The sequence below is a fragment of the Bacillus tuaregi genome (genome assembly GCF_900104575.1).
GTDB lineage: Bacteria > Bacillota > Bacilli > Bacillales > Cytobacillaceae > Bacillus_BD > Bacillus_BD tuaregi.
Genome location: NZ_LT629719.1, coordinates 16,087 through 41,991 on the forward strand (window position 1 = coordinate 16,087; position 25,905 = coordinate 41,991).

Below are 25,905 nucleotides of genomic sequence, written 5' to 3' on the forward strand. Positions count from 1 at the left end.
AACTTCTTCTTCGCTTCGATTTAATTGAGCTGTTCCATAATAAATAAGTCGGATAAACAACTCATCATCGCTTACCCGACTTCCACGTTTTTTGCTGGTTCACTCTCGATATGCCGTTTTGTTCCTTTCAGCATACTGGCCATGATGGCATTTTTGTACTCTGCCAGTTCAAAAGGTGTGGTCAATAATTCCACTTCATCTTCCGTCAGCAACTCTTTCTTTTCACCCTTATTTCGTAGGTTGTGAATCAGAATAGACTGATTCGCTAGCAAGGTAATAAGCCAAACAATCTCATCAAGAGCCAATTCAAAGTCCTTTGTGTTCATCAGTTTGGCACCAAGATTTTCAAGGCCACCATAGCGTTTTGCGATTTCTTTTGTTGCCTTTGTGGTCAAAATTAGTTTGTATTCTTCATCACCAACTTCAATGACAGCACTTCTTTCATCCGCTGCAAAATCAACATCTATCGGTGAAGTCTCTACTTTTTCATTCGCCAATGTTCATCTTCCTCCTTTACAATACCGATACTGTAGCTACATTCGTTGTTACACTACTAGCCCCAACAGAGCTCAGCACACAATAGAAATAATAGGTTCCCGCTGTAAGATCGGTCGGAATGTCCAAGCTTGCAGAAGTTTCTCCGTTTATAATACTTCCACCACTTGTGCTGTCCACAGAGTTTTCATACCACTGATAAGTCACTGGGTAACTTGTATTTGTGCTTGCCACCACTGAAACACTTCCAGAAATACTACCTTCCACTACTTCCGTCAATTCCGCTGGCTGGGTAGTCACGGTAATTGTAGGAGTTACGGGTGAAAAGTCAGGCTCATAAACGGTAGTAAACCAACTTGAGATCGTTTCTTGAGCCACTCCAGTATCCCCTTCTGTTACTTCTGCCTTCCATGGATGTTTATTCTCACCATCCAGCTTATTTCGTCTAAAAACCGTACCTTCTATGGTGGGACTACTAAAGGTAATCGATTCCCCTTTTGTTGCAAGACTTGTGGTGGGAATGTTAAAAATAACTCGATAAAGCCAAAAGTATCGATATCTTCCATTCGCTTTTTTCGCACGAAATCCAATCGCAACGGGTTTCCCTCCATCCTCACTTCTTGATACGACTACATTGTTACTGTCAATTTTGCTTCCTGTTAAATCTTGAGCCACTAATGATCCAATATCATCAATACCCAGTGTTAAGGTTCCGCTATTAAACTCTTTGACAATTTCAGATGCGCCATCATCCGCATAAAGAATGGCTTCAATCAACTCGACACTCAATTCAGCAGTCATGGCTTTGGCCATTATCTTCGGTGGCCCATATGTTTCAACGCCATTTTCATCTTCAGTAATGTTGGCATAAAATAAACGATCCAATCCTATCGTAGCCATCTAACTCTCCTCCATTTCATATTCTTTCATTACATCAATGGCGTAATGGTGGTACTTTGTATCATTCTCAAACCCGATATATTGTCGGTCTGTAATGGTCATTTCCCCTTTTAAAAGCACCTTTGTTACTTCCTTTTTAAGTGACTGGTAATTTTTTTTTGAGAAAAGAGATAACCTTGCTTCCTCAATAGCGGAATGAGCCTGGTTATCCGCATAAAAATCAAGTCTATCCGACATAGGTGTTATCACGATATATTCTTCAGGTGGTTTTCCCGAGAATACCCCTGTTTCAATTGGAATGCCGATGGGTTCAAGTAAGCTATTTAGATTCTTTAATAAACTCATAGTCTTTCAATCTCCTTATCCAATGCCTTTTCCATCGCCTCCACACAGGCTTTTCTTGTTGCTGACTTGGTCGGTTTCAACCAAGGTTTAGGGGGCTGACCTGATTTTCCATACTCCAGCACAGCTGCCTTCAGGGCATTAGAAACCCCTTTGCTGTCCTTGGTTGTTGGAATCCCCACCCTTAGGTTCCAGTCACCTTTCGCATCTTGTACCGCCTTTGTGGTTTCTAGGGAAGCCACTAATTCTCCTGTAGACTGAGAGGGTTCTTTTGTACCCTGACCAATTCTCGCCGCTAGATTGCTTTTAGCCTTCTGAACGACAGGTTCAGCACCCTTTTCTAGCACTCTTGGTACAATGTCATCAAAGTGACGGTTTAGTTTTGAGATTCTTTCCAAAAAGTCATCTGGCATTTTCACTCCTGCTCTTGCCATGAACTCACCCCTTTGACCCAGAGATGTTCTCTGCTAACACTTCTACATACATGCCCCGCTCTTTAATATCTTCAACACTTAATATGTTATATCGCTCATCGTTACAGCGAAGGATTAAATCCGTGGTTAGCTCTAATCCTCGAGGTTTTCTAAAACGAAAAAGAGAACTAGCCTCTGAAAAGCTAGCCCTATTTTTCCAGGCTTCACTTCCATGACGATTCTCTTTATATGCTCTCATCGAAGTTAGAAGTTGTTCATCTTTCGTAACAAAGCCCTCAGCATCTTTAGTAGATTCCTCTTTATAAATTTCAATCGTGACATTCATTTTCCCCAAACTCATATGATCACGTCCTTATTGAGGCGGAGCAGCATATTGATCACATTCCATACTTGTTTACTCGCTTCTACATTGTCAGCAAAAAAGCCACCCGTGCTACCATCCCGACTTTCGTAAAAGTGAGATGATAGCATGATGACAGCTTGTTCGGTCGTTGGATGCATCGGATTCTTTTGATAAAAGCCCTCAGGTTTCTTTTGATAGCTCTCTGCATAGGAAATAGCTGCAGTGATGAAGCTGGAAAGCAGGCTATCATCTTCATCATGGTTTAGGATTAAGTTTTGTTTCACCTTCGATAATAAATCCTCCATCACCGCTCACCTCTTCATCATTCAGTGTTCATTAGACCCGCTGCTTTTAGTTTTGCTAGTAGAGCATTAAAGTCTGTAACAAGACTAGCAACATCTACAGCATTACTATCTCCTTGGGTATCAGCTGGTCGTACTCCCGTTCCATCAAAGGACAGCTTTCCAGTTGGAGTAATCTCTAAAGTTCCACCAATAACCGTTTTCTCTCCGCCTTGTTCAGTATAGTTTTTAACATTACTCATCCACTATCACCTACCCTTTCTGTTGAAGCACTTTGATTGCTTCAGGAAGAATTAATTTCCCATCTACCCTTTGCGTTGCCTTAAATCCAACTTGGCCAGTTGCCGCATACAGTTCATTTAGTCGCTGAAAAGAACGACCTTGTCTATCGGCTACCCAGTAATACCCAAAGTCACCAAAAGCAATCGTCTTGGCTCCCGCTTCAACCGTTGGTACATAAGCAGATGTTTTCACAGGACGATTTAAAATCGTATCAGGTTGACCCGCTTGGATCGAAGGCTGCCATAAGTACTGCCCATTCCCATCTTTTAGCTTTCGAATCAGCTTGATCGTTGCATCATTCATGACGAAAATTGCCTTTTTACGATACGGTGATTTTAAGGAATAGAATAAATCCATAATCTCATCCACTGAAACAGCCGTTGCAGAAGTTCCAGTCACACCAAGCTCAGCTCCACCCGTGGCATTAAAAATACCAGTCGGTTTTCCGGTACCATCTCCAACAAAGAAAGCTTCCTCTTCTTTGGCACCAATCCGTCTGGCAAATTCTTTTGCAATATACGCTTCAAGATTAAACACACTATCATTTAAAAGTTCCTCGGACACTTTAATCATGGTGGCTAATTTATAAGCTCCAATCGAAACTTGTCCAAAGCTATCATCCGATTCAGGAATCAGTCCTTCTTCATCCACCCATGAAGCGGTTCCTTTTGAAGCAACCACCGGAATTTTACGATCTCCTGAGGAAGTCGTGATGACCTTGGCTAATGACCGGAAGATATTTTCCTCTTCTAGCGATTCAATAAGCGTTCTTTCAAACTCATCTGGTGCAAGATAACCACCCTCGGAATCCGTTCCAACCTTTAGGGCATTCTGTACTTCATAGTTACTTTTGTTTCTCATTGATTTCCAGAACGCTTCCCTATACTCATCTGTAGCTCGCCCAGTTTTTTGACCTTCAGCACCCGTTGGCTTTGAAGTAATCGGCTGGTTAATCGGTTTGGAAAGTTCTAAATCGATGGCTTGCTGTCTTTCTAATCGGTCAATTTCCTTCCCGAGATTAACAACCTCTGCCTCCATCTTTTCATAGGTGGATGTATCTTCCGCAGAAAGAATTCCATCTTCCCCTCTTTTTGAATCAAGAAATGCTTTTGTTTGTTCCCATGCTTTTGCTCGCTTTTCACGCAGTTCTAATACTTTACTCATCCAAATCTCCTCCTTAAAATTTTAAAAGGTCTAGCCTTTTGTCTAATACAGCGATATCAGTTCCTGTTTTCTTTTGTGGCAGCTTGTGTAAAAAGGAATTCACAACCGCCATTTTGTTGTAAATAATCCCTTCATCCGATGAGTCCTGTTCACTTTCTTCTTGGAACATAATCTCATCGGCAAAGCCAAGCTCCACCGCTTTTTTGGAATTAAACCAACTTTCATCATCCATCATGTGCGAGAGCTTGGTCCTTGAAAGACCTGTCTTCAGTTCATAAGCATTGATAATGCTTTCTTTTACTTCACTCAACATCTGGATCGCTTTCTTCATTTCAGCTGTATCCCCAAAGGCAATGGTCATCGGATTATGAATCATCATCATGGAGACAGGTGACATGTGAACTTCCCCACCTGCCATCGCAATCACTGAGGCAGCACTTGCAGCAATTCCGTCAATCTTTACGGTCACATCCCCTTTGTAATCCATGAGCATGTTGTAAATTTGACTCGCTGCAAAAACGTCGCCACCTGGTGAATTAATCCAAACAGTGATATTCCCACCATCATTGTTTAGCTCTGATTTAAACTGTTTCGGTGTTACTTCATCGCCAAACCATGATTCTTCAGCAATGACTCCATCCAGATGAAGTGTCCTGCCGTCTTCATTCTTGACCCAATTCCAAAACTTCTTCATGGCTTATCCCTCCTCATATTTTTCTGTCCATGCTCCGGCTTTTGACATATCAACAAAATTCCCGTTCACTAAATATTTCGATCCACCCTGTTCTTCTGGGATCAGGTTCATTTCTTCAAGTTCTCGGATATCATTGGCTGACATTACCCCGTTTTGTCTCATAATTTGATAGAATTGAGCCCTTGAACCTGCATCTCCTCGGAGTCGTCCATTCAGATTAAACTTGATAAAGTACTCTTTCTTATCGGTTTCACTTAACAGAGCCTTCTTCATGGACTGTTCAATTCTTGTCACCCAGGGCATGATGGTGTTATCTATGAAACTAATAGACTGGTGTTCAATATTGCTAAAGGTCGCTTTATCCAAATTGGCTACAAGGTGAGGTGGAACCCGAAAGATTCTACAAATCTCTTCCGTTTGGAATTTTCTCGTTTCGAGGAACTGTGCTTGTTCTGGCGGAATGCCAATACTTTGAAATTTCATCCCTTCTTCAAGGACTGCAATCCGATGTGCATTGCTACTTCCTTGATAAACCGCATTCCAGCTTTCTCGGATCTTTGAAGGATCCTTTACAACTCCCGGATGCTCTAATACACCACCTGGGTTTGCTCCATTTGCGAAGAACTTTGCTCCATATTCTTCAGTGGCTAGGGCCATTCCAATTGCATTTTTAGCCATTGCAATCGGTGAATATCCAACGAGCCCATCAAACCCAAGGCCAGGAATATGAAGCACTTCTTCCCTTCGTAGGATGACCGAACCCGTGTCTTTCCGATATTCATAGAAAAGTTCCCCGGTAGAAGTTCTGTCCACTACCATCCTGTCTGGAAGTAAAGGATAAAGTGAAAGCACATTGCCCCTGCCATCTCGTATAATCTGTGCATAGGCATTTCCCCATAATAAAAGATGACTCATCAGTGTTTCCCTAAACACAAACGAAGTCATCTCGGCATTCGGCTCATCGTGGAGCTTGTAATATAAACTGTTTTCTACTGCTTTTTCTTTCCCATTGTCAGTGTACCTGTATAGATGTAGCGGAAGACTTGCGATGGTCTCCGCTAGAATCCGCACACAAGCATAAACGGCAGTAGTCTGCATCGCAGTTCTTTCATTAACTGTTTTTCCACTTGTGGTACCACCAAAGAAAAAGCTGTAAGTACTTCCTAAAAAGTTGTTTTTTGGACCATCTCTTGATTGAAATAGTCTAGATAAAAGTGGTATTTTCATTCACAAACCTCCTCAAATGGCTGTGATTTATAAGATTAAAATCCCTCGACCATCATAAACACTTTCTCTATTTTCATTCCTAATCGCTCGGTCCAGTGCCATAATCAAAGCAACAGCACCATCAATACGTTCTGTACTTTTCTCTTTATCGGGCTTTATGTTTCCTGCAGGATCTGTTTTAACAAAGATGTTATCCATCATCCATCTTAAAACTGGATTTCCACCATGAACGATTCTTTTCTCAAGGGTTATTTTCATCAATTCTTTTGATGCTGGTGACATATCCTTGTACCCTTGTCCAAACGGAACAACGGTGAAGCCCATTCCTTCAAGGTTCTGGACCATCTGTACAGCACCCCATCTATCAAAAGCAATTTCTTTAATGTTGTACTTCGTACCTAGTTCTTCAATGAAAGCCTCAATGAATCCGTAATGAACGACATTTCCTTCTGTTGTTTTGATATATCCTTGCTTTTCCCAAATATCATAAGGAACATGGTCTCTCCTAACCCTTACTTTCAGGTTTTCATCTGGTATCCAAAAGTAGGGGAGAACAATGAATTTCTCATCTTCTGTTCTTGGTGGAAAAACCAATACAAAAGCTGTAATATCAGTTGTGCTTGAAAGGTCCAGCCCAGCAAAACACTCTCTTCCCCGGAGGCTGTCAAAATCAACAGGCTCATCACAAGCATCCCATTTCTCCATTTGCATCCAACGAGTGGATTGTTTCACCCATTGATTCAGCCTCAGTTGCCTGAAGATATTTTCTTCCGCTGGATTTTCCTTTGCACTAATAAATGCATTTCTAACTTTCTCTATGTCAATGGTATGGTCCAATGATGGATTGGCCTTATACCAGTTCTTTTCATCAGTCCAATCATCGTCGTCTTTGATTCCGTAAATGACTGGGTAGAATGTAGGGTCAATCTTCCTTCCCTCGATGATGTCTACCGCTTTTTGATGCACTTCATAGCAGATTGAATTTCGGTCTGTACCTGCTGTCGTGATTAAAAAGAACAGCGGCTGAAGTCGGGCATCACCAGAACCTTTTGTCATAACATCAAATAGCTCTCGGTTCGGTTGGGCATGCAGTTCGTCAAAGACAACCGAGTGAACATTAAGACCATGCTTTGTATATGCCTCTGCTGAAAGCACCTGATAAAAGCTATTAGTAGGTTTATAGACCAACCGTTTCATTGACATGATAGGCTTGAATCTTTTCCTAAGGGCTGGCGACTGATCCACCATCTCCACTGCAACGTCAAAAACAATCGATGCCTGTTGTCTGTCAGAAGCACAACCATAAACTTCTGCTCCCCACTCATTGTCAGCACAAGTCATCAATAAAGCTACGGCAGCAGCTATTTCGCTCTTTCCATTTTTCTTCGGAATCTCAATATAAGCTGTATTATATTGCCGATAGCCATTTTCTTTGACCGTACCAAATACATCTCGGATGATTTTGTCCTGCCAAGGCAAAAGATCAAAAGGAACCCCTCGCCACTGACCTTTTGTATGCTTTAGGCAGTTGATAAAGTTAACGGCATGCTTTGCCTTTTCCTCGTCATACACCCTTACCACCACCTTGAAAGAGCATAAATTCCATTGGGTCTTCTGAATCGCTTGGTTTATCCGCCACAATTCTAGTCCGTGATGAAGGAGTTAATCCAAACTGCTCACAGAACTTATTCATAATTTTTAAATAGCTCTGGGCAATGGAAACCTGCGGCACCTGTTGCCAATATCCTGAAGGGGTTTTGACAATGGTTCCATGCTTGGTGATAAACTCTTCTGCTTCTTTCCATCTTGCATAGGCTTGGCAATATCCAGCAAAGGCAGCCATATCTACTTCAGTCAGGATTCCTAACTGCTCTAGTTGTTTGACCATTCTTCGCCACTCTTTCTTGGCCTCAGGTTCCAACCATGATGGGCATCTTGGTGCTTTCTTTTCAGGCTTCGGTTCCTTCTGATTCAGATCTCGCTTCCCTGGGTTGCCTTCTAATGCCTTCAGTGCAGTTGGCTTTGGTTTCCTTCCACGTTGAGCCACAGGCGCCACCTCCTTTCAAATTTGGCATAAGAAAAGAGCCTACCTCCTGATAGACTCCAATTGATTCATTCGCTTAGTTCTTCCATATTTCCATCTTGAATTCTCCCTCAAAAACCATCCAGCGTACTTCCCCATCTTCAAGTTGTAGGATTAGCATTCCCGGCAAAAGATACATCTCATTTTCTTGGTATCCCGCTGCTTCTAGATCCCGCTTTTGCTGAAGTAAAAGTTCCATCCCTCTCACTGCATCAACATTCCCTTGTAGCATCTGAACCATATCTCTGGTCATTCAAACAACCTCCCTGTGTTTTGGTAGTCTATACATCACTCTAAACACAGGGATTATCAAGTTAATTATCGCCCTTAATGCCTTTATAATTGTAATTCCCCTTTTTAATTTCCCTATGTTCTGCCTTAACTGCCTCACCATAGTCGGCCCGCTTATATTCCTTATCTTTGCAGCTTAAGCAAATGCAATCGGTATTGTACATGGACATAATCCGTCCGCTTTTTAAGCTACCGCCACATCGATCACAATGTGTTTGTGAGAAAAACTTATCCATCTTGCTTCACCTCAGAACTGTACTTCTTCCTTGTTTCCCCAATGAATGTTTCAAGGACACTAGCGTTCGGATCCAAGTCCTCTTCACTGTTCCAAAATTGATCCAGCTCCTCTAGCAAGTCGAGAATGTTAAGCACAACTTCTTTAGCATCCGCTTCACCAAGGACAACCTCTTTTTCAATGATGGTTGCCTTAAGCCCCTGTATCATTGCTTGATAGATTTGCTCATTCATTCGGTTCACTCACCTTTCTAAAGGCTCCGCTTCCTTCAAGGTTTTTGAGCAGTACCTTCCTCGTTGTTTTGTACTCAGGGCCATTCATCCCAAGTCGAATCAGCCAAGTCCTGAATGCATATTTCGGATTGTCATCCTGAGCTCGTTTGAAAGTGGCTCGCTTTTGCTTTTTGGCATTTTGGTTGATGAATGCTGCGAGGTCTTGAAAGGCTGCCATTTTCTCTGAATCCAAGTTTTGCGCTGCTAGTTTGATAGTCAATGTTTCATTTTCAAAATCGAAAGCTAAGCCCGAGATTCTCTCAAGGCCAAGTTCATCAAGTGCCTTCTTAAACTCTTCAAAGGTACTCGTTTCCTTTTCGCTCAAATCCTCTGGGAAGGTTTCATCCATCAGCGGCTTGGTTGTTTCAAATGCCATCATGATCAGGTGCTGTTTGCTATAAAGCATGTTTACTAGGTTTCTTAATGTGTTTCCCGTGTGGCCCTCAAGCGGGAGCGTTACCTCAATCCCATCCAAATCAAGAACCGCAGGCTGTTCCTCACCTTTTTCTTCTTCAGGCTCTGGCGGATTAGTTATCTCTTCAAAGGTTTTCACTTCTCCGGCTGAGTTTGTAATCGTGCCCTGCCTATCAATGGTGTAGGTTTCATCCTCGGTTATAATTTCGTAGGCAAAGGTTGGAACGTTTAGATACTTGGGTTTCACTCCTAAAAATTCTCCTAGTTTTTTAACCATTTCTTTTCGATCCATTTTCACTACCTCCTGTGTTTTGGTGTAGTACATATATCACTCTAAACACAAGTAATAGCAAGTCATTCCTGACCAAAATGCGTATATTTATAGATCAATAGAAAAAGGCCCGTTAAGGCCCCACTCTAGTCGTTTTCAATTGCTGTATATCTTGGATAACTATAGCCTTCGCTGTTCACTAAAACTGTTTCACCCGTATCTTTGTCGATCACTCTAATGCAGCGTGCCTCTCGGTTCTGATTCACTCCACCGTCTTCCTCAGTGATCCAAGGCTGGTCGTTAAAGAAGTCATTTGCAAAGTTATGAAAATCCTTATCTTCTAACTCCACTTCTTTTGTTACGATGTAGGTTTGACCTTGCTGTCCTTGCTTAATGGCTTCTTTAGTGATTTCCTTCAGCTCCGCTAGATTACTAACTTTCCTTCCAAACAATGCTTTCATTAACCATCACTCCACCTCAACGTATTCCATGATGATTTGGAGGGCTTCACCATAGGAGTTGGATGCCATCACCCGCTCACTTACTTCTTTAACTTGTTCTTCTTTCCCATCTTCTTTTAGTGTTCTGCTCACTCTCCCAAGAATAGAAAATATATTGCCGTCTTCGCCAATAAGTTTGACTGTTGGTTTATGGTTTTCTTCCATCACTCTGCCTCCAATCTCTTCAAGGTAGTAGCATATTGCCATACATACCTGGGGTATAGCAACTTAGTTCGTCTATAATATTTCATCTAATACAGGTTTAGGAACATCTGAATACGATAGCTTCTCTCCGTCTCTTTCCAGATAAACATTCGCATCCGTTCCAACATGTTCGATATACCGTTTGACAATTGCATCTGCGTATTTTTCATCCAGTTCAATCGTATAGCAGATTCGGTTGGTTTGTTCGCAAGCCATAAGAGTAGACCCGCTCCCGCCAAAAGGATCCAGCACGATGCAATTGCTCATGCTACTGTTTTGAATCGGATAGGCACACAAGTTAACCGGCTTCATCGTTGGGTGAAGAGCATTCTTCGACGGTCTATCGAAGTTCCAGATAGTGCTCTGCTTACGATCGGCGTACCAGTTATGTTTACCTTCCTTTAACCAACCAAATAGAATCGGTTCATGTTTCCATTGGTATGGACTTCTTCCAAGAACCAGACTCTGCTTGGCCCAGATGCAAACACCCGATAAGTAAAAGCCTGCATCCTTGAAAGCCTTTCTAAAGTTGTAACCTTCCGTATCCGCATGGAACACATAGATGGATGCATCCTTTTCCATACTAGCAGCCATATTCTTATAGGCTTTGAGTAAGAAGTTATAAAACTCTTCATCTTTCATGTTATCGTTCTGGATACTACCTGCTTGTGAAGAGTAATTGACGTTGTAAGGCGGGTCCGTTACGACAAGATTTGCCTTCTGCCCATTCATGAGAACTTGATAAACTTCCGGATCTGTACTGTCCCCACAAACTAAACGATGCCTACCAAGTAACCATACGTCACCTTTTTGGGTAATAGCTGGTTCAGCTAATTCCTTTTCAACATCAAAATCGTCTTCCGTAATATCTTTATCATGTACCTCATTAAAAAGCTGATCGATTTCTGGTGGGTCAAAACCGGTAAACGAAACATCATAGTCCAAAGACTGCAAATCTTGAATAAGGTCCGCTAACAATTCCTTGTTCCATTCACCACTGATTTTATTCAAAGCAATATTAAGCGCTTTTTCTTTTGTCTTATCAATATCGATAACTACACAGTCTATTTCTGTAAACCCTAACGTCTTTAAGACCGTGATTCTTTGGTGCCCACCGATCACCGTCATATCCTGATTGACAATGACAGGTTCTACATAACCAAATTGCTCAATACTATTTTTAATCTTTTCAAATTCACTGTCCCCCGGCTTTAGCTTTTTCCTGGGGTTATAACTCGCAGGAATTAAATCATCAATCGGTAGTTTATTAAACTCCATCTTCTTCACTCCAAAATCTATATTTGATATAACAATCATGGCTACAGAACTTTCGTTTCTTGTTTCCGTAGCAACTGAACGTTTTCTCGCATTGTGGACACATATAGTTATAAATAGCTGTTTCTCTTTTCGTTCTCGCTTGGGGATTTTCATTCCACCATATTCGGCGGCATTCATCAGAGCAAAACTTCCGAATCCTACCTCGTCCCTTTTGTTTAAGGAGTTTACCGCAGGAGGAGCAGAGTACATGGTTCTTCATTTGTTCTTTCACATTTAATGCAACAACTTTTGCATCCCCGTCTAGACCATTTTGTTTACAAAAGATACGTACAGTATCACGAGACTTTCCCAATACCGCAGCGATCGCTTTATATCCAACACCTTTAAGCCGCAAGTTATAGATTTGTTGTCTCTCGGCTTCGGTCATCACTCCTACTCCTTTCTGCGTAAACAGTATTTAAAAGGGCATAAAAAAACGCATTAATCAGCTATTAAGCAAGCTAAAATATGCGTTTCATCCTCTTTTTCATTTTTTGGTTAAGACTGTTAAAACCCAGTCCTGGCAATGGCTGAACACCGCTTTTGTCATTTCCTAAATCGAACCTTTTCGCAAAATCTAAAGGTACCTAAACCCTTATCACTATTGAGGTGAAACCCTTATTCAGGCCGTCAAGAGTAACCCCCCTTGTTTAATTCCGCGAAAATTCACGTGAAGGGGGCGCGCGGTCGCCGTATAAAAGGTTGTAGAGATTCTACACCCCCTAGGCCCGTCAAAAAGAATAAACAGGAAACTGATCTTCTGTTCTCGTCTTCCGATCGTGACACCTCTTACACAAAGGTTGCCAGTTACTTTCATCCCAGAACAGTTTCTGGTCTCCTCGATGAGGTTTGATATGATCTACCACCGTTGCTTGAGTCAGCTTTCCTTTCTGCCCACAGTGTTTGCAAAGAGGGTGGGCGTTCAAGAACCGTTTGCTTGCCTTCCTCCAACGGCTATCATAACCACGCTCGTTTGCATTAGCTCTATCATCTACGTGAAGCTTCGCATGAAACTCACAGTACTTGTCGTCCGTTAACAAAGGACAACCGTTGTGTTTGCACGGCTTCTTTGGTTTCATTGGCATTACTCTCAACTCCGTTTAATCCTATTAAAAAAGCCCCGAAGGTTTGTCCTCCAAGGGCTGTATCATTCTATTTCTATAGCTTATACTCTATCACAGAGATGGGGTGGCTTATAATGGCTTTTCATGGCGTGTTTTTAATTCCAAACAAAAACCCTTAAAGGAACTGATCCTCCAAGGGTGTTGTGAATAATCTTCTTTTTCATATGCATTCCACCGGGCTACTTTCTAATCGTTCCGTTGCTTCTTTCAACGCTTTCCGATGCAAGCGATAAACCCATCGTACATCATACCCCATGATGGCAGCGACTTCTTCCCATGTACTACCACTAAGATAACGAAGCTCAAGAAGTAGTCGGTAGGAGGGATTCTGTATTTCAGAAACGAAGGTAGCCAACTCACGTTTTAAATCAATCAAATGATCAATGTCGTCATTGATTTCCTCCTCAAGGCTCATTAACTTAACGAGGGCACTTTCCATTGGTGATTGCTGTTTTGTACTTTGGACTTTGTCATCCTGAAGGACGGATGTTGTTTTCAAAGCAAGGTCTCGTAACATCGAAACTTGTACAAGTTTACTGTTTATTCTCTGATCAAGCTGAAGAGCCTGGGATAAATATTCTTTTGCGTTCACCGGCAATTCCTCCTGTCTTTACAATCCATGTGGCAAACCCTCTTTGTATTGGTTCATTCGTGCCTTGACTGCTTCAATCAGTGCAGCTTGGCTCACATCCTTATCTTCTAATGCTTTCATCACTCGTTCATCAATCGTGTCTTTTGCAATGATGTGATGAATGACGACCGTTTGTTTTTGACCTTGCCGCCATAGTCTTGCATTGGCTTGTTGGTAGAGTTCGAGGCTCCAGGTTAGACCAAACCAAACGATGATATTTCCACCTATTTGAAGGTTCAGCCCATGACCAGCTGATGCTGGGTGGGCTAATAAAACTTGAACCTTTCCTTGATTCCAGTCCTTAATGTCTTGGTCTGTTTGAAGGAGCCTCGGCTTTAGTTTCTTTAAATGATGTAAAAGCCTGTCCTTATCATGTTGGTACCCATAGAACACTAGCATTGGCTTTCCACTTGCAGCTTCTATCAATTCATCCAAAGCTTTTAACTTTTCATCATGAATATGCTTCACATCTCCATCCTCATCGTAAACAGCACCATTAGCTACTTGTAATAACTTATTCGCCAGTACTGCTGCGGATCCAGCTAACACATCCGCTTCTTCAATCGATAAAATAAGTTCCTTTTCTAATTGGTCATACTGCTCCTTTGCCTTTTTCGGCAATTCAACAGGTATCACATTGTCCATTCTTCCAGGTAACTCAAGGTAATCCTTGGCCTTCATACTCACGCAAATATCAGAGAGCTTTTCATAAATGGTATCTTCCGCTCCATCTTTTAACTTCCAAGTGTAGACCATCATTTGATTTCGCTTATCTGGAAGGAAGTATTTTTCCCGGTAACCAGTGACTGTTTTCCCCAATCGTTCCCCACCGTCCAGTAAATAAATCTGTGGCCACAAATCAATCAAACCGTTTGGTGCTGGAGTTCCTGTTAGTCCAACCAATCTTTTAATAAATGGCCTCACCCTTTTTAAAGACTTAAACCGTTGTGCTTTGGAAGATTTAAAACTTGATAACTCATCAATGACCACCATGTCAAAAGGCCAGTCGGCATCAAACAAATTCACTAGCCAGGTGACGTTTTCTCGATTGATGATATAGACGTCAGCTTTATTATATAAAGCAGCTACTCTTTGCTTTTCACTTCCTAGCACTTTGGAAATTCGAAGCTCTTTCAAATGGTCCCACTTTTCCACTTCTTCCTCCCAAGTGGTACTTGCCACTCGGATCGGAGCAATAACAAGCACTTTTGCCACATCGAAGTAGTCATACATCAGTTCCAAAATTGCAGTCAGCGTTGACACCGATTTCCCCATTCCCATCTCAAGAAAAAGAGCTGATTTCTTTTTATCAATAATCCACTGAGTGGCATAAGCTTGATATTGATATGGTTTGTATTTCAAAGAACCATCTCCTCTAGCAATCGATCGACTGCCTCATAACTATCAATCTTATAAACTTTAAAACCTAATGCTTCCAGTTGTTTTTTCCTTTTTCGTTGCAATGCTCGTAGCTTTTTAGCTGGTGCCTTTAATTCTACAAAGGCAACTCTTGATCCATGAAAGAGCACCAACCTATCTGGCACACCTGCAAAACCGGGCGACACAAGTTTTAAAGCCAACCCACCATGTTCGTTCACTTTCCTTTTTAGCCTTTGTTCTACACTCACTTCATTCATCTATCGGTCACCCCTAAAATAAATGTTTACAGTCAAAACGCCGTATTCATAATGCTTTCAACCTTCTCGTAAACAAGTAAACATAAAAATAGTTAATCTATACATATATGGCTATTAGGGTGTATAGGTTATATATGTTATTCTCTATTTCTTCTTATATAGTTATAGTTGTTTATCATGTTTACAAAGTATATAGATAGAGGATATAAGGAGTTGGTTGTAAACAATAAAATAATTTCAAAGTTTACGTGTTTACAATTCTTCTCTTCGAAATCCCCGTTGTGTCCCATAACTATTGTCAAAACGAATCGTACTAACCCTTTTCCAGCCAGGTGTATGTTGGATGATCATATTAATTTCTTTGGCATCATATCTGGTCATAATGGATACATCCTTTTGGAAAAGTTCTTCCCAAACCATCTGAGCACACACCTTAGTTAGCTTCATTTTTTTACTTGATTCATCACCCTGCTGGTCCATATGCAAATAAGCTCTTCTTGAGCCAATATCTAGTTCATACCAGTTCGTTGGCACCATTGTTTCTAGATAAGTTCGAATGCTTTCTGCAATCGGATTTTCCTGAGTATGAGCAGCCTGAAGTTCATAAGCCTTTTCTTCAATGTCTTTACTCAAAGCCAAGGTCTCTCCCTTTTCATACAGCACCTTTGCCTCCGCCCAAATCTGATCCACTTCCTCTTCCGTCAAATCATCCCACATGTTTTTCCTACCGCCACCATTAACCGTTATGGGTAAAAAGCGGCGGTTCCCGGTAGGATCATTTAAAAAATCATAATCATTGGTGGTTCCAAAAAACACGCACTGCCGCTTGAACGTTTCATTGTGTCTGCCATAAGCGACCCGAAAGGTATCCTCGGATTTGGAAATAAAATGCTTTACTGCTTCCGTGTCTGCTTTCTTTGTTGCCGTCAGCTCGGCCATCTCTAAAATCCATGCACCCTGAAGCTGTTCATAGGCTTCTTTGCCCTTCACAGTAATCAAGGAATCCGAGTGCCATTCCTTGCCTATAAGCTTAATAATGTAACTCTTCCCCACACCCTGAGGGCCAACAAGGACAACACAGTAATCAAACTTGGCACCCGGTCTATAAATCCTTGTCACTGCTGCAAGCATAATTTTTCGAGTAAATGTTCGGACGCACTCATTATCATCAGCACCAAGATAATCTATCAGTAAGGTTTCAATCCGCTCCTGGCCATCCCAAACAAGTCCGTTTAAATATTCCTTAATCGGATGAAAGGCATACTTTACCGCCACTTCACTCCAAGCGTCAGCAATAACCCCCGCTCCTTTAATGCCATAGATGGAGTAAAGGTAATTTCTTAAACTAGCATCATCAGTGTCTGACCAATATTCTCCTCTTTCAGCACTTCGCCAAGGCAAATCATCTTTTATAACCACCCGATGTACGAAATCGTTCATAGCGATTCGGTCTTTTAAAACTGGATCATTTTCAAGAATGAGGATGACATTCGGTGCACTCGAGACGATATTTCCTTTCTGGTCCCTTGTTAGTTCTGTAAGCCACTCCATATCCTCATCTTCAAAATCATCTGCAGCAAGACTTAACTGTTCTTTACCAAGAGTCAGTTTGACCTGCTTATCCTTTAACGCTTCTTCCACCATGGCCTTATACGAAGGCAATCGATTGATTGGTGTTCCTTCTTTCACCGTTTCATCCAGGTCACCAAATAAATGCATACGAACTAAATCAAATACGTTACAAAGCCTTCCACCAATAGGGTCAGTAGAATGATGAGAGTACGCAAAGTCGCCATCTTCGTAAATCACCAACCCACCGGCTGTGGAACCAGCTGAATACGTGTAACGGTTCGGATCCTCACAAGGGACGTAAATATCATTTAAATATTTCTCAATCACATCCACGACAGAGTACGTCCGGCAAAATGCACCGACGATTCCTTCTTTAGTTTTTGGATCTCCTTGTTTATCCGCTAGCTTCTTTCGTTCATGAACGGTTCTCGAGCTTTCCGGCCAATAGGAAGAATCCCGCCAATCTGGATATCTTGCCAAAACAGCATCTGGATCAATCCATGGCTCGTCTAGTACTTTAAAGACAAATTCTCCATCAGATGATGTCGAAGGCCAATACATCAGCCGATGTACTTGATAGGTGGTATCATCGAAAAAGTCAATTCCAAGATCTGCAGCAATCCTTCTTGCAATTGGTACATATTCATCGGCGGTAACTGGTCTGGATAACGGAATGACTAGTCTTAACCTTGGATTCTTCGGATGGTGTTTATGAGTAGAGTACATGGCGCACCCATAGCCAAACATGGTCTCAACAGATGCCCATAAGTCCCCTTTCACAAAGTCAGCATCAAGGGAAACAATTTGTCGCCAAACTACACTGTCATGCTTTCTTCTGCCACCCTTTAAAGTACCACCTACAAAGCCACCTACATCTTTAATCTCATCCTGTTTTGATTTAGAAAGCTTTTTATATTCCTCATACGTTTCATGAGTTCGAATCGTGCTACTTAGCTTCTGAACCACCTCAGACCATAGCATATCCCGATTTTTCCAGTTCAGTTCTTTTCTGTTTCTTCCGGTTGCAATCGTAAGATTTCCATCATGTTTTATACTGTGGCTTCTTCTTTCACTGAGCTCTTTCACATCTACCAACCCTCCTACGTAGCACGGTCTTTAGGCCCTTTTTGGCTCCCTCCACATCACCGGAAAGAGCCTGGCCTTTTAATGTTTTCATTGTTTGTTTTGGTAGCACATCTTTGTACCGTTTTAAGGCCATTAGAAATTTCACTGTATCCATGTCAGCCAATTGCCATCGCTCCTGTCCGTATTTAATCTTTCTTGTAATAGAAGGTTTCAAAGCTATCCGCCCCAAGAGGAAGACCAGGTGCCCAATCAATCGATTGCCCCATTATGTTTTCGACTTCTTCCATTGACCCAGTAGAGATAGGAACATCAAGAATGACTTCATCATGGACATGGAAATTAATGCGGTATCCTGCTTCATCCAATCGAAGCATTGATACAGCCAGACAATCTCTAGCAATGGCTTGAATAATATTCTCGGTAAGTTTGCCACCGTAAGTAGGAATCCTCCCCCACTGCTTGGAGCCTTGCTCTGTTCCTTCATACGTAAGCTGTTCTTTTCCAAAACGCTCGTCCACCCCGATTCTGGGTCTTACATAAGCAAGTGAACGACCTGATGGAAGTGTGATAAATAAAATCCCTTTGGTGTAATGAAAAGTAAGACCATACTGCATCTTTACTACTGCTCTTTCCTTCACAGCTTTAATTGCTGCCGCTTCTATGCCCCACCAAAGTTTCACGATATTTGGGTTAGCCTCTCGCCAAGCAGAAACCAACTCCGGAAGTTCGTCTTCAGTCAGGCCCATATCTAAAGCACCCATCTGCATCAACGCCCCTTTAGAGCCACCGTAGCCAAGAGCCAATTCAGCAATTTTCCCTTTTTGCCTGAGCGGGCTACCTTTATCGATGGTTTCAATGGGTACTTTAAACATCTGTGCAGCAGAGGCTTCATAAATCTTCCCATGGGATTGGAACACATCCATCCGCCAACGCTCGCCCGCAAGCCATGCAATCACTCTAGCTTCAATTGCTGAAAAGTCTGCTACAACAAAACGATGGCCCTTTGATGGAATAAATGCCGTTCGAATTAATTGTGATAACACGTCCGATACACTTTCAAAAAGAAGCTCCAAGGCTTCATAGACTCCTGATTTCAATAGGTCCCTTGCAATCTGTAAATCTATTAAACTGTTTCTTGGAAGGTTATGAATTTGAACGAGCCTGCCAGCCCAGCGCCCTGTACGATTTGCTCCATAAAATTGCAATAACCCCCTAATTCTTTGGTCAGAACAGATGGATCGTTCCATCGCTTCGTATTTCTTTACCGATGTTTTGGACATTGCTTGTCTTAATTCCAACAGCCGCTTTACCTCTGGATTTTCCACTTCACCCATCAATGCTTCTACATTTTTCTTCGCAAGGCTATCGACTTCTATCCCTTGCTTCAGCAACCAGCCTTTCAACTGTGCCGGACTGTTCGGGTTTTCAAGTCCTGTTAAACGAACTGCTTCCTCGAATAATCTGTCCTGAAATTCCTTATCTGCTCGAAGAGCATTCTCAACAAGAATTGAATCAATAAGAACACCTTCATCATTTATTTTCTGGTCCAACTCCCAAAGCTTCTGTTCAACCTTCGAAATGGGAAAAGCCTCTAGTTTCTTTCGGATTTGTCTTTCAACCTCAATATCCTGTTTGCAGTAATCCTTAAAAGTAACCCACTTATCCAAATCATGTTCTGGAAGATTCCGTGTCCTTCCCTCGTTCACTTTGGTAGGTTTACAAGGAACAGAAAAATAACGGATTAAAGCTTTCCCTTCCTTCATTTTCTGATCCTTCAACCTAAGGCATTTCGCCACCCCATCGAGATAACCAGGCAAACCAAGCATTAAAGCATGAACCGATGAACACCGCCATTGTTCTGGCGGCATCGGCTGGTGAAAGTGTTTGTCTAAACAAGTTCTTTCAAAATTGGCATTGTAAGCTGTCTTTATCACAGCTGGATCCATCATTGCTTTTAAAATGTCATCTGGTATCTCTTCGCCAGATGCTAAATCAACGATCTGTACCTCATCATCATCAACGGCATAAGCAAAGAGAAGAATTTCAAAATCAGGTGATTCACAATAGGCATAGACCCCAGATTTAATGAGGTCTACACTACTGTAAGTTTCTATATCAATGGATAAGAGTTTCATAGACATCAACCTAAGATGTCATCTTCATCGTCGTCACTATCATCGCCGAAATCAGCTTCAGCACTGCTTCGGCCACCAAGTGGGTCTCCATCATCCGTCTTCATAATGTTTTGAAGCCCTGCAGCAACCCCGCGATTTCCATTGACGTTAAACCCATAAAAGGTCAAACTAACACGTCCATAGCAGCCCGAGTAAAACTCACTTTGGTCCATGATTGGATTCAAATCCGCATCGACAATTCCTGGTTTAATCTTGCTGTTGGCATTAATGAAATAGGAATCCGCATATGCCTCATCATCTTCACGATCCACATCACCGTCCCGCAGGGGCGTCTTCAAATTCGAAGGCACCTTGCCGCCAAACTTGTCCTTGTTTTCTTGAGTCGCTTTTTGAATCGCATCTTTAACCTTTTTGATGGTCTTCTTGTCCGACTTCGGGATAATGATACTTACTGAATACTTCAGGTCACTTCCATTAACGCTGACTGCTTGATGTACATTTGCATAACTGAACCGTACTGGGTTTTCCTTTGTTCCAATTGTGATTTTTACCATAACTTATTTCCTCCTCATTATTGAAAATCTGCTTCAGGTGAAGCTTTTATTTCTGGTCGCTTGTCCTCTTCTGGTACGAGCTTGACCTTGCCCGGTGCTTTTGTAATAAGCGACCCCAGCAACTCTTGAAATGCTTTTTTACCTAACTCTTTTTCTAGAGTAGTAATCGTATTGAGTGATTTCTTATAAATCACATCACTGTCATATCCTGCAGTAGTAAGTGTCTCAACTACTGCATTTTCATCACTATACTTACGGCTACCTCTACCCTCGACCAGTTTCATCCCTGGCCATTGCTTGTTTTCATTCATCGCCATAGCAAATGCATATTCTTGTACATCTTTTGCCCAGCTCAGCAGCTGATCAATGGAAGTTAACACTTCTACTACTTCATCATCTGTCAGTAAGGGAGGCTTCTGAAAATCCATACAAGCAAGTTTCAGATTTTCTTCTGCTCTCGCTCTACAAGTCGCTTTCACCTTACAAAAGCGGCAATGCTCGCCAGCCATGAAGTCACCCTCACCCTTAAATGCTAACTCCGCTTTGGGCTTGACCTCATTCTCTGCCCATTCCAATAGTTCTTCGACCTGCATTTCATCAGTGGAGATATTATCTAACCTTGGCTGCACAATGGTCATCATTATTTTCTGAGTATCATAGAGTACACCAAAGTTGTTTAATGCACCCAAAGCGTACAGTCGCATTTGTGGGTTTTCAACTGCTGAAACCTTGACACCTTTCCCACCCTTAAGATCAATAACTTCTAATCTATCACCATAAATCAGTAATACGTCCCCGGTTCCGAATCCATCTGGAACATAGAGACTAAAATCTACCCTTTCCTCAATAAGGATGAGCGGATCCTTGCTAGATGCCCTAGCCTCGTTCATCTTTTCAGTAACAACATCTACATAGGTTTTTACAGCCTGTTCAATTTCTGTGTTATAAAATTCACTTTGTTTCATCTGCTTCAGCTTTTTGTTCAACTGTGCTTTTGTTATGTTTTTTAGTTCATGAGACAAATAGAGCTCTGACAGCTCATGCATGAATGTACCTTCTTTGGCAAAGACGCTTGCCGTTTCTTCGTACTGTTCTGACAACCGAACACTTGGTGGACAAGCTAACCAGCGACTCGCACCAGAAGCACTTAAACTCGCATGAGCTCTTTCTGAATGATTCACAGATCCAACTCCCGTATTTTTCATCCAAGTTTCCCCGCTTCTTCTAAAAGCTTTGGATACTTTTCAGCTGAGATGTCACTTAATTTCTTTGCCCCAAAACTCGTAATTAGCTCTTTCACCTGCACCTGTTTGCCATCTTGCGAAAGTGCTGCAAGTTTTGCTCTGACATCTTCCAATGTTGGAAGCTTAGCTTTCGGAGGTTGTGCTGGTTTCTTAGGTTCCTTGTTTTCTTTCGTTTGTTTCTTCTCAACAGGAGTTGCAGAGTCCGTTTGATTCGTTTCTAATGCAAACACCAAGGTTTCAATACTTCCTGCTAAATTACGTAAATCCGTCACAACATCAAGAGCGAGTTTAATTTTGCTCATTTACCTTTTCTCCTTTCGTTTCATTTTGTTCATCAAGCTGGCTTAGTCGATTTGCTAGTCTCTTAGAAACAATACTGATAGCCGTAAGGACCCCAACCATCTCTTCCTGCATATCTTTGTTAACACCTTGTTGCTTTACTTGAGCTGTCATCACGCTCACCTCCTCGTCTTCGATAATGCCCTTCACTTATTAGCCAACGGGAAGGGTGGTTTGGTAACCAAAATTACAAAAAATATTTTTTAAGCTTGTCCAATACCTTTTTATGCCGTTTAACAACAGCCACATGGGAGACGTTTTCTTCCTTCGCCACTTCTCTTACAGTCAAATTTTTATAGTATATTGCCTGAATTAGTTCTTGTTCTTTTTCATCAAGGGCAGTCATTGCTACCCGCAGGATTAATAGGGTTGCTTTATCGCAAAGAATATCTTCAATCATTTGTTCATCATTAAAATCGACACCCTGGTCCATCAATCGATTGATTGAATCCTCCTTGCTTGGGATATATTCAACCGTTTCTGCCTTAGGATCAACAACAATCCGTCCAACCTTAATATCCTTTTCCATGTACCTTTCGCGTCGATCCATTCTGTAAAATTCTTTATAAACCTCTTCACTTACACGCACTTTATCCTTGCCGACTTTGATGAACTTCTCCATTCTCTTTTCCTCCCATGGCCCGGCAAGGAGCCGTAGGGGGGAAAAAAGGGACAAAAAAAAGACCGAGCACAATCACCCACATTATTTGTAGGTTGATATGTGCCCGGCCTATAGGTAGTTCACACCACGACTCCATTGCTCGGTACCGAATATTTAAGATTCAATGTGCATTCACTTGCTAGATGATCATTTTTCTCAAAATATCGTCATCCGGCTTGGGTAATGCAGTCGATTCCTCGCTCGGTATCATCGTGATATGAACTTTTACAAACAAAAAAAGAGCCAGATACAATTATTAAATAATCGTATCCGGCCCTTAAGGTAGCTCTAGAAACATCTTAAACCTCTAACTTTCTGACTCCTTGTCGTCTCGGTATCGTCTTCCACTTATTAATTTAAAATTATTGGTACCTAAATCAACTTCCCATATATGCTTACTTTTATTGCACTTTACTTGAACCTTACCAGTTGCATCCTCTTTTTTATCCATTAGTCTGTGTCCACAAGCAGGACACTCAACCCTCTTAACATTAGCTTCTTTTATCATTTGTTTTCCTCCCAACTGTGTTGAAGCTTTTTAGTGAAAAAGTACACTGTAATTATATTTTACAACAGAACGTTTGTTCTGTATAGTAAGTATATTATCTATGTTACTTTCCAAAGTATCAATTAGTTTCACCTTCTTTTCTGCAACAGTATAAACATAGTTGCATATTTAGGAAATGATAATAAAAATAAAAAAGCATTTATTTTCTGCTAACAATTTCCATTATACTTAAGTGGAATAATGGCGTCAATCCCAAATATGCAACTTTAATATAAAATTGCATAAAACACATAAATAGCTTATAATACAAATATAGTTGTTGTGAGAGTATGGAGGGTATTAATAGTGGATAAAAAAGAAATGAGCAAGGCTGATCGTGAAATACTCCAAAGACGATTAAAAGAAAGACGACTCTTTTTAAATATGACATATCAAGATTTAGCAGATAAAACAGGTATCAGCAAGTCTACTTTGCAGAGGTATGAAACAGGGGGAATTAAAAATCTCCCTTATGATAAAATTTTCATATTATCAGAGGCATTAGAGGTAAGTCCTGAATATTTTACTAATTTGACAAAAGATTATACTGGGGAATCTGATTATGAAGTGAAAGTGATTAGAAATGACACTAGAACAAAACATTTAGCCCAAATTAAGGAATTTGAGGAAAGGGCAATTAGATATATAACTCCAAATTTAATTTCACAGGGGTATAATATAGAACGCCACAGTCATGGATCTGTTGGAGATATTGTTGCAATTAAGGGGAAGGAAGTATGGCATATTGATTTCCTTTATACGAGAGATGTAAGTAAGTATCCAACTGGAATGGGAATGGGGCGTCAACAACTTCTTCTGAGGTTTGGTAGGCTTGCTGTTTACGATAAACCGATCACCAAATATTCCATAGTGATGGAAAGACGTGAATTGGCAGAGCAATTTTTAAGATTTAAACCTATACATTTAGATATTGAAACGAGTATCATTATTTTACAAGGAACTGATTATAAAGAATTTCATTTTTAGGAAAAAGTAATCAATACAAATAAGCCCGCCGAGCACATTAGTTCAGCGGGTTATTTTAGATATTTAATTAATATAGTTGTAATTCAACTTTTTTTATTAGGTTAATCTTTTTTTAATGACCCCTAAACTTCTTCTTAATACTTGATTAGTAATGCTTCTATTAACGATTAAATTAAATATAATAAAAACAGTTCCATTTAAACCTACTAGTATAGTGCCTGCAAACATAAACTGCAAATACCCTTTTATTACAGGTAATAGCATTAATTCAAAATATACAATTATAATAGCTAAAATTACATTTGGAAGTAAAATTTTAAAATAATTTGTCGAAAGATTTCTAAAGTATATTCTGTGAACATACCCGATTTCTAATACTGCCAAGATAATTGCAGTAATCATAACAGCTATTAAAATTCCATAAAACCCGAAAATTAAGTTTCCGAATATCATAAAAATAATTAAGACAGCACTTGCTATAGATTGAATTTTTCTTGCAATTTTAAAATTACCAGACATATTAATTATATTCCCACTAGGGATATGGATAATTTCGAAAAAGGTTATTAATATTAATAACATCGCAATATATCCATCTACATATTCAAAATCGTTGATACCCTTTGTATAAATAGAAATAAAAGGTATTATAAGCACTGCAGCAGTAGTAAGGAGACAAAGCATTACATTGATTACAATAAACTCATATTGTATAAAAACTTTTAATACATATTCTTTATTTTTCTCAGCAATAAGTTTTCCTAGTCCCATACGCGGTGCATTAATCAACGAATAAATTATACTCTTTAGTAATGTGAAAACACTATTATAAACAAAATATACACTAGCAAATAAAGTACCTACTGTAGCCGATATAAAAACAATAGGCATAGTACTATAAATCATACCAGTGAATTTTTGAATAAAAACATCCTTTGTTCCTTTAATTGCTTTGAAATTTGGTTCTACATTAAAATCTATAAAACTATAATATTTCTTACACGCATACCCTATTAACAGACTATTAATAATTGCTCCTATCATTGTAACAAATCTAACTAACAACATATGCCCATGAGAAAAGATGACTACAATAATTAGCACTTGCGAGAGCACTAATGTTCCAATTTTAATAATATTTAATATATATTCCCTTTGCTCAGTTTGAAGTAGTATCCTATATTTTGTAGCATAGAAGAGATTAAATGATGTAGAAATCACTGTCATCAGCAATGTTAATACTATAATCATAGGCGGTAAATCACTCTTCAATACCATTGCATAACCAATCGAAAGAATAATACCTATCAATAAGAAGTAAAGCCCTATTTTTTTGAATATAACTTTGGTTGCTGCCATGATCTTATTTATAGATTTGTAATCACTATTTGCTAGTGGCTTAAAAAGTGCCACATTAGTTGCTAATGTAAAACCACCTTCGATAATTAATAACATGCTAATAAATTGACTTGCAGTTGAGTTAAGGCCATTAAAATCCGAACCATAAGTCGTTATTATTAATTTTGTAATTACTAATCCAAATAAACCATTTAATAATGTTGAACAGATGGCGGTCAATGCAATTAGGGTGCTTTTCTTACTCTTACTCATAGACATT

At 40.5% G+C, this 25,905-nt stretch carries 34 protein-coding genes; 1 reads left to right on the top strand and 33 read right to left on the bottom strand.

The genetic code is table 11. From position 1 onward, the window contains the following. Window positions 1-71: 71 nt before the first annotated feature. The 32 genes from BQ5321_RS00240 to BQ5321_RS00395 form a co-directional block, all read right to left on the bottom strand. Window positions 72-497 carry a hypothetical protein gene (locus tag BQ5321_RS00240; RefSeq protein WP_187143703.1) on the bottom strand — a complete coding sequence of 142 codons (426 nt, stop codon included), beginning with the start codon at window positions 495-497 and terminating at the stop codon, window positions 72-74. A 16-nt stretch (window positions 498-513) separates the two neighbouring features. After that, window positions 514-1,395 carry a major tail protein gene (locus tag BQ5321_RS00245; RefSeq protein WP_084786570.1) on the bottom strand — a complete coding sequence of 294 codons (882 nt, stop codon included), beginning with the start codon at window positions 1,393-1,395 and terminating at the stop codon, window positions 514-516. Then, a complete protein-coding gene (locus BQ5321_RS00250) occupies window positions 1,396-1,740 on the bottom strand; it encodes a hypothetical protein (protein WP_071392663.1) in 345 nt (114 codons plus the stop codon). Further along, window positions 1,737-2,171 carry an HK97-gp10 family putative phage morphogenesis protein gene (locus BQ5321_RS00255; RefSeq protein ID WP_071392664.1) on the bottom strand — a complete coding sequence of 145 codons (435 nt, stop codon included), beginning with the start codon at window positions 2,169-2,171 and terminating at the stop codon, window positions 1,737-1,739. The genes BQ5321_RS00250 and BQ5321_RS00255 overlap by 4 nt, the downstream gene beginning before the upstream one ends. 4 nt (window positions 2,172-2,175) lie before the next feature. Continuing rightward, entirely contained in the window at window positions 2,176-2,511 is a 336-nt protein-coding gene (locus BQ5321_RS00260) for a head-tail adaptor protein (protein ID WP_071392665.1), read from the bottom strand. After that, entirely contained in the window at window positions 2,508-2,819 is a 312-nt protein-coding gene (locus BQ5321_RS00265) for a head-tail connector protein (RefSeq protein ID WP_071392666.1), read from the bottom strand. Before BQ5321_RS00265 ends, BQ5321_RS00260 begins: the two co-directional genes overlap by 4 nt. Before the next feature lie 17 nt (window positions 2,820-2,836). After that, a complete protein-coding gene (locus BQ5321_RS00270; protein ID WP_071392667.1) occupies window positions 2,837-3,058 on the bottom strand; it encodes a head fiber protein in 222 nt (73 codons plus the stop codon). 10 nt (window positions 3,059-3,068) lie between these two features. Further along, entirely contained in the window at window positions 3,069-4,262 is a 1,194-nt protein-coding gene (locus tag BQ5321_RS00275; RefSeq protein ID WP_071392668.1) for a phage major capsid protein, read from the bottom strand. A gap of 13 nt (window positions 4,263-4,275) precedes the next feature. Beyond that, window positions 4,276-4,956, bottom strand: a complete 681-nt coding sequence (locus BQ5321_RS00280) for a head maturation protease, ClpP-related (protein ID WP_071392669.1) — start codon at window positions 4,954-4,956, stop codon at window positions 4,276-4,278. 3 nt (window positions 4,957-4,959) lie between these two features. Further along, window positions 4,960-6,183, bottom strand: a complete 1,224-nt coding sequence (locus tag BQ5321_RS00285) for a phage portal protein (RefSeq protein ID WP_071392670.1) — start codon at window positions 6,181-6,183, stop codon at window positions 4,960-4,962. A 27-nt stretch (window positions 6,184-6,210) separates the two neighbouring features. Then, window positions 6,211-7,755, bottom strand: coding sequence for a terminase large subunit (locus BQ5321_RS00290; protein WP_071392671.1), 1,545 nt, complete (start codon window positions 7,753-7,755; stop codon window positions 6,211-6,213). Further along, window positions 7,748-8,230: a phage terminase small subunit P27 family gene (locus BQ5321_RS00295; protein ID WP_071392672.1), complete on the bottom strand. Its 483-nt coding sequence runs from the start codon at window positions 8,228-8,230 to the stop codon at window positions 7,748-7,750. The genes BQ5321_RS00290 and BQ5321_RS00295 overlap by 8 nt, the downstream gene beginning before the upstream one ends. 73 nt (window positions 8,231-8,303) lie before the next feature. Beyond that, complete coding sequence (locus tag BQ5321_RS00300) at window positions 8,304-8,519, bottom strand: hypothetical protein (RefSeq protein WP_071392673.1); 216 nt, start codon at window positions 8,517-8,519, stop codon at window positions 8,304-8,306. Window positions 8,520-8,785: 266 nt separating this feature from the next. Continuing rightward, window positions 8,786-9,025 (bottom strand): hypothetical protein, encoded by a 240-nt coding sequence (locus BQ5321_RS00310; protein WP_071392675.1) that lies wholly within the window; start codon window positions 9,023-9,025, stop codon window positions 8,786-8,788. Then, window positions 9,018-9,770, bottom strand: coding sequence for a hypothetical protein (locus tag BQ5321_RS00315; RefSeq protein WP_071392676.1), 753 nt, complete (start codon window positions 9,768-9,770; stop codon window positions 9,018-9,020). The genes BQ5321_RS00310 and BQ5321_RS00315 overlap by 8 nt, the downstream gene beginning before the upstream one ends. A gap of 125 nt (window positions 9,771-9,895) precedes the next feature. Continuing rightward, window positions 9,896-10,210 carry a DUF6329 domain-containing protein gene (locus BQ5321_RS00320; protein ID WP_071392677.1) on the bottom strand — a complete coding sequence of 105 codons (315 nt, stop codon included), beginning with the start codon at window positions 10,208-10,210 and terminating at the stop codon, window positions 9,896-9,898. A gap of 6 nt (window positions 10,211-10,216) precedes the next feature. Then, the gene (locus BQ5321_RS00325; RefSeq protein ID WP_071392678.1) at window positions 10,217-10,414 is read right to left on the bottom strand and encodes a hypothetical protein; all 198 of its coding nucleotides are present in this window, start codon (window positions 10,412-10,414) and stop codon (window positions 10,217-10,219) included. A 72-nt stretch (window positions 10,415-10,486) separates the two neighbouring features. Next, entirely contained in the window at window positions 10,487-11,731 is a 1,245-nt protein-coding gene (locus BQ5321_RS00330; RefSeq protein ID WP_071392679.1) for a site-specific DNA-methyltransferase, read from the bottom strand. Then, window positions 11,721-12,158 (bottom strand): helix-turn-helix domain-containing protein, encoded by a 438-nt coding sequence (locus tag BQ5321_RS00335; protein WP_071392680.1) that lies wholly within the window; start codon window positions 12,156-12,158, stop codon window positions 11,721-11,723. Before BQ5321_RS00335 ends, BQ5321_RS00330 begins: the two co-directional genes overlap by 11 nt. A 343-nt stretch (window positions 12,159-12,501) precedes the next feature. Beyond that, complete coding sequence (locus BQ5321_RS00340; RefSeq protein ID WP_071392681.1) at window positions 12,502-12,855, bottom strand: HNH endonuclease; 354 nt, start codon at window positions 12,853-12,855, stop codon at window positions 12,502-12,504. A gap of 199 nt (window positions 12,856-13,054) precedes the next feature. Beyond that, window positions 13,055-13,486, bottom strand: a complete 432-nt coding sequence (locus BQ5321_RS00345; protein ID WP_071392682.1) for a DUF1492 domain-containing protein — start codon at window positions 13,484-13,486, stop codon at window positions 13,055-13,057. 18 nt (window positions 13,487-13,504) lie between these two features. Continuing rightward, on the bottom strand, window positions 13,505-14,887 hold the full coding sequence (locus tag BQ5321_RS00350; RefSeq protein ID WP_071392683.1) for a DEAD/DEAH box helicase: 1,383 nt from the start codon (window positions 14,885-14,887) through the stop codon (window positions 13,505-13,507). Next, on the bottom strand, window positions 14,884-15,162 hold the full coding sequence (locus BQ5321_RS00355) for a PDDEXK family nuclease (RefSeq protein ID WP_071392684.1): 279 nt from the start codon (window positions 15,160-15,162) through the stop codon (window positions 14,884-14,886). Before BQ5321_RS00355 ends, BQ5321_RS00350 begins: the two co-directional genes overlap by 4 nt. A gap of 252 nt (window positions 15,163-15,414) precedes the next feature. After that, window positions 15,415-17,820, bottom strand: coding sequence for a virulence-associated E family protein (locus BQ5321_RS00360; RefSeq protein WP_187143704.1), 2,406 nt, complete (start codon window positions 17,818-17,820; stop codon window positions 15,415-15,417). Beyond that, window positions 17,804-17,983 (bottom strand): hypothetical protein, encoded by a 180-nt coding sequence (locus BQ5321_RS00365; RefSeq protein ID WP_139187730.1) that lies wholly within the window; start codon window positions 17,981-17,983, stop codon window positions 17,804-17,806. The genes BQ5321_RS00360 and BQ5321_RS00365 overlap by 17 nt, the downstream gene beginning before the upstream one ends. Window positions 17,984-18,005: 22 nt before the next feature. Next, window positions 18,006-19,955, bottom strand: a complete 1,950-nt coding sequence (locus BQ5321_RS00370; RefSeq protein ID WP_071392686.1) for a DNA polymerase — start codon at window positions 19,953-19,955, stop codon at window positions 18,006-18,008. A 5-nt stretch (window positions 19,956-19,960) separates the two neighbouring features. Continuing rightward, entirely contained in the window at window positions 19,961-20,509 is a 549-nt protein-coding gene (locus BQ5321_RS00375) for a DUF2815 family protein (RefSeq protein WP_071392687.1), read from the bottom strand. A gap of 17 nt (window positions 20,510-20,526) precedes the next feature. After that, window positions 20,527-21,714 carry a DUF2800 domain-containing protein gene (locus tag BQ5321_RS00380; RefSeq protein ID WP_071392688.1) on the bottom strand — a complete coding sequence of 396 codons (1,188 nt, stop codon included), beginning with the start codon at window positions 21,712-21,714 and terminating at the stop codon, window positions 20,527-20,529. After that, window positions 21,711-22,055 (bottom strand): hypothetical protein, encoded by a 345-nt coding sequence (locus BQ5321_RS00385; RefSeq protein ID WP_071392689.1) that lies wholly within the window; start codon window positions 22,053-22,055, stop codon window positions 21,711-21,713. Before BQ5321_RS00385 ends, BQ5321_RS00380 begins: the two co-directional genes overlap by 4 nt. Further along, the gene (locus BQ5321_RS24325; RefSeq protein WP_187143705.1) at window positions 22,042-22,206 is read right to left on the bottom strand and encodes a hypothetical protein; all 165 of its coding nucleotides are present in this window, start codon (window positions 22,204-22,206) and stop codon (window positions 22,042-22,044) included. The genes BQ5321_RS00385 and BQ5321_RS24325 overlap by 14 nt, the downstream gene beginning before the upstream one ends. Before the next feature lie 73 nt (window positions 22,207-22,279). After that, window positions 22,280-22,714, bottom strand: a complete 435-nt coding sequence (locus BQ5321_RS00390) for a sigma factor-like helix-turn-helix DNA-binding protein (protein ID WP_071392690.1) — start codon at window positions 22,712-22,714, stop codon at window positions 22,280-22,282. A gap of 346 nt (window positions 22,715-23,060) precedes the next feature. Next, window positions 23,061-23,261 carry a hypothetical protein gene (locus BQ5321_RS00395; protein ID WP_071392691.1) on the bottom strand — a complete coding sequence of 67 codons (201 nt, stop codon included), beginning with the start codon at window positions 23,259-23,261 and terminating at the stop codon, window positions 23,061-23,063. A gap of 345 nt (window positions 23,262-23,606) precedes the next feature. Here BQ5321_RS00395 and BQ5321_RS00400 point away from each other — a divergent pair, with 345 nt between their 5' ends. After that, window positions 23,607-24,287 carry a helix-turn-helix domain-containing protein gene (locus BQ5321_RS00400; RefSeq protein WP_071392692.1) on the top strand — a complete coding sequence of 227 codons (681 nt, stop codon included), beginning with the start codon at window positions 23,607-23,609 and terminating at the stop codon, window positions 24,285-24,287. Between the two features lie 96 nt (window positions 24,288-24,383). Here BQ5321_RS00400 and BQ5321_RS00405 read toward each other — a convergent pair whose 3' ends face one another. Then, window positions 24,384-25,904, bottom strand: a complete 1,521-nt coding sequence (locus BQ5321_RS00405) for a lipopolysaccharide biosynthesis protein (RefSeq protein WP_071392693.1) — start codon at window positions 25,902-25,904, stop codon at window positions 24,384-24,386. Window position 25,905 lies beyond the last annotated feature (1 nt).

Bases quoted from the DNA above. Each gene is read 5' to 3' on its own strand.
- BQ5321_RS00245 (WP_084786570.1), bottom strand. From the start codon at position 1,395: ATGGCTACGATAGGATTGGATCGTTTATTTTATGCCAACATTACTGAA.
- BQ5321_RS00250 (WP_071392663.1), bottom strand. From the start codon at position 1,740: ATGAGTTTATTAAAGAATCTAAATAGCTTACTTGAACCCATCGGCATT.
- BQ5321_RS00255 (WP_071392664.1), bottom strand. From the start codon at position 2,171: ATGGCAAGAGCAGGAGTGAAAATGCCAGATGACTTTTTGGAAAGAATC.
- BQ5321_RS00260 (WP_071392665.1), bottom strand. From the start codon at position 2,511: ATGAGTTTGGGGAAAATGAATGTCACGATTGAAATTTATAAAGAGGAA.
- BQ5321_RS00265 (WP_071392666.1), bottom strand. From the start codon at position 2,819: ATGGAGGATTTATTATCGAAGGTGAAACAAAACTTAATCCTAAACCAT.
- BQ5321_RS00270 (WP_071392667.1), bottom strand. From the start codon at position 3,058: ATGAGTAATGTTAAAAACTATACTGAACAAGGCGGAGAGAAAACGGTT.
- BQ5321_RS00275 (WP_071392668.1), bottom strand. From the start codon at position 4,262: ATGAGTAAAGTATTAGAACTGCGTGAAAAGCGAGCAAAAGCATGGGAA.
- BQ5321_RS00280 (WP_071392669.1), bottom strand. From the start codon at position 4,956: ATGAAGAAGTTTTGGAATTGGGTCAAGAATGAAGACGGCAGGACACTT.
- BQ5321_RS00285 (WP_071392670.1), bottom strand. From the start codon at position 6,183: ATGAAAATACCACTTTTATCTAGACTATTTCAATCAAGAGATGGTCCA.
- BQ5321_RS00300 (WP_071392673.1), bottom strand. From the start codon at position 8,519: ATGACCAGAGATATGGTTCAGATGCTACAAGGGAATGTTGATGCAGTG.
- BQ5321_RS00310 (WP_071392675.1), bottom strand. From the start codon at position 9,025: ATGAATGAGCAAATCTATCAAGCAATGATACAGGGGCTTAAGGCAACC.
- BQ5321_RS00315 (WP_071392676.1), bottom strand. From the start codon at position 9,770: ATGGATCGAAAAGAAATGGTTAAAAAACTAGGAGAATTTTTAGGAGTG.
- BQ5321_RS00320 (WP_071392677.1), bottom strand. From the start codon at position 10,210: ATGAAAGCATTGTTTGGAAGGAAAGTTAGTAATCTAGCGGAGCTGAAG.
- BQ5321_RS00325 (WP_071392678.1), bottom strand. From the start codon at position 10,414: ATGGAAGAAAACCATAAACCAACAGTCAAACTTATTGGCGAAGACGGC.
- BQ5321_RS00330 (WP_071392679.1), bottom strand. From the start codon at position 11,731: ATGGAGTTTAATAAACTACCGATTGATGATTTAATTCCTGCGAGTTAT.
- BQ5321_RS00335 (WP_071392680.1), bottom strand. From the start codon at position 12,158: ATGACCGAAGCCGAGAGACAACAAATCTATAACTTGCGGCTTAAAGGT.
- BQ5321_RS00340 (WP_071392681.1), bottom strand. From the start codon at position 12,855: ATGCCAATGAAACCAAAGAAGCCGTGCAAACACAACGGTTGTCCTTTG.
- BQ5321_RS00355 (WP_071392684.1), bottom strand. From the start codon at position 15,162: ATGAATGAAGTGAGTGTAGAACAAAGGCTAAAAAGGAAAGTGAACGAA.
- BQ5321_RS00370 (WP_071392686.1), bottom strand. From the start codon at position 19,955: ATGAAACTCTTATCCATTGATATAGAAACTTACAGTAGTGTAGACCTC.
- BQ5321_RS00375 (WP_071392687.1), bottom strand. From the start codon at position 20,509: ATGGTAAAAATCACAATTGGAACAAAGGAAAACCCAGTACGGTTCAGT.
- BQ5321_RS00380 (WP_071392688.1), bottom strand. From the start codon at position 21,714: ATGAAAAATACGGGAGTTGGATCTGTGAATCATTCAGAAAGAGCTCAT.
- BQ5321_RS00385 (WP_071392689.1), bottom strand. From the start codon at position 22,055: ATGAGCAAAATTAAACTCGCTCTTGATGTTGTGACGGATTTACGTAAT.
- BQ5321_RS24325 (WP_187143705.1), bottom strand. From the start codon at position 22,206: ATGACAGCTCAAGTAAAGCAACAAGGTGTTAACAAAGATATGCAGGAA.
- BQ5321_RS00390 (WP_071392690.1), bottom strand. From the start codon at position 22,714: ATGGAGAAGTTCATCAAAGTCGGCAAGGATAAAGTGCGTGTAAGTGAA.
- BQ5321_RS00395 (WP_071392691.1), bottom strand. From the start codon at position 23,261: ATGATAAAAGAAGCTAATGTTAAGAGGGTTGAGTGTCCTGCTTGTGGA.
- BQ5321_RS00405 (WP_071392693.1), bottom strand. From the start codon at position 25,904: ATGTCTATGAGTAAGAGTAAGAAAAGCACCCTAATTGCATTGACCGCC.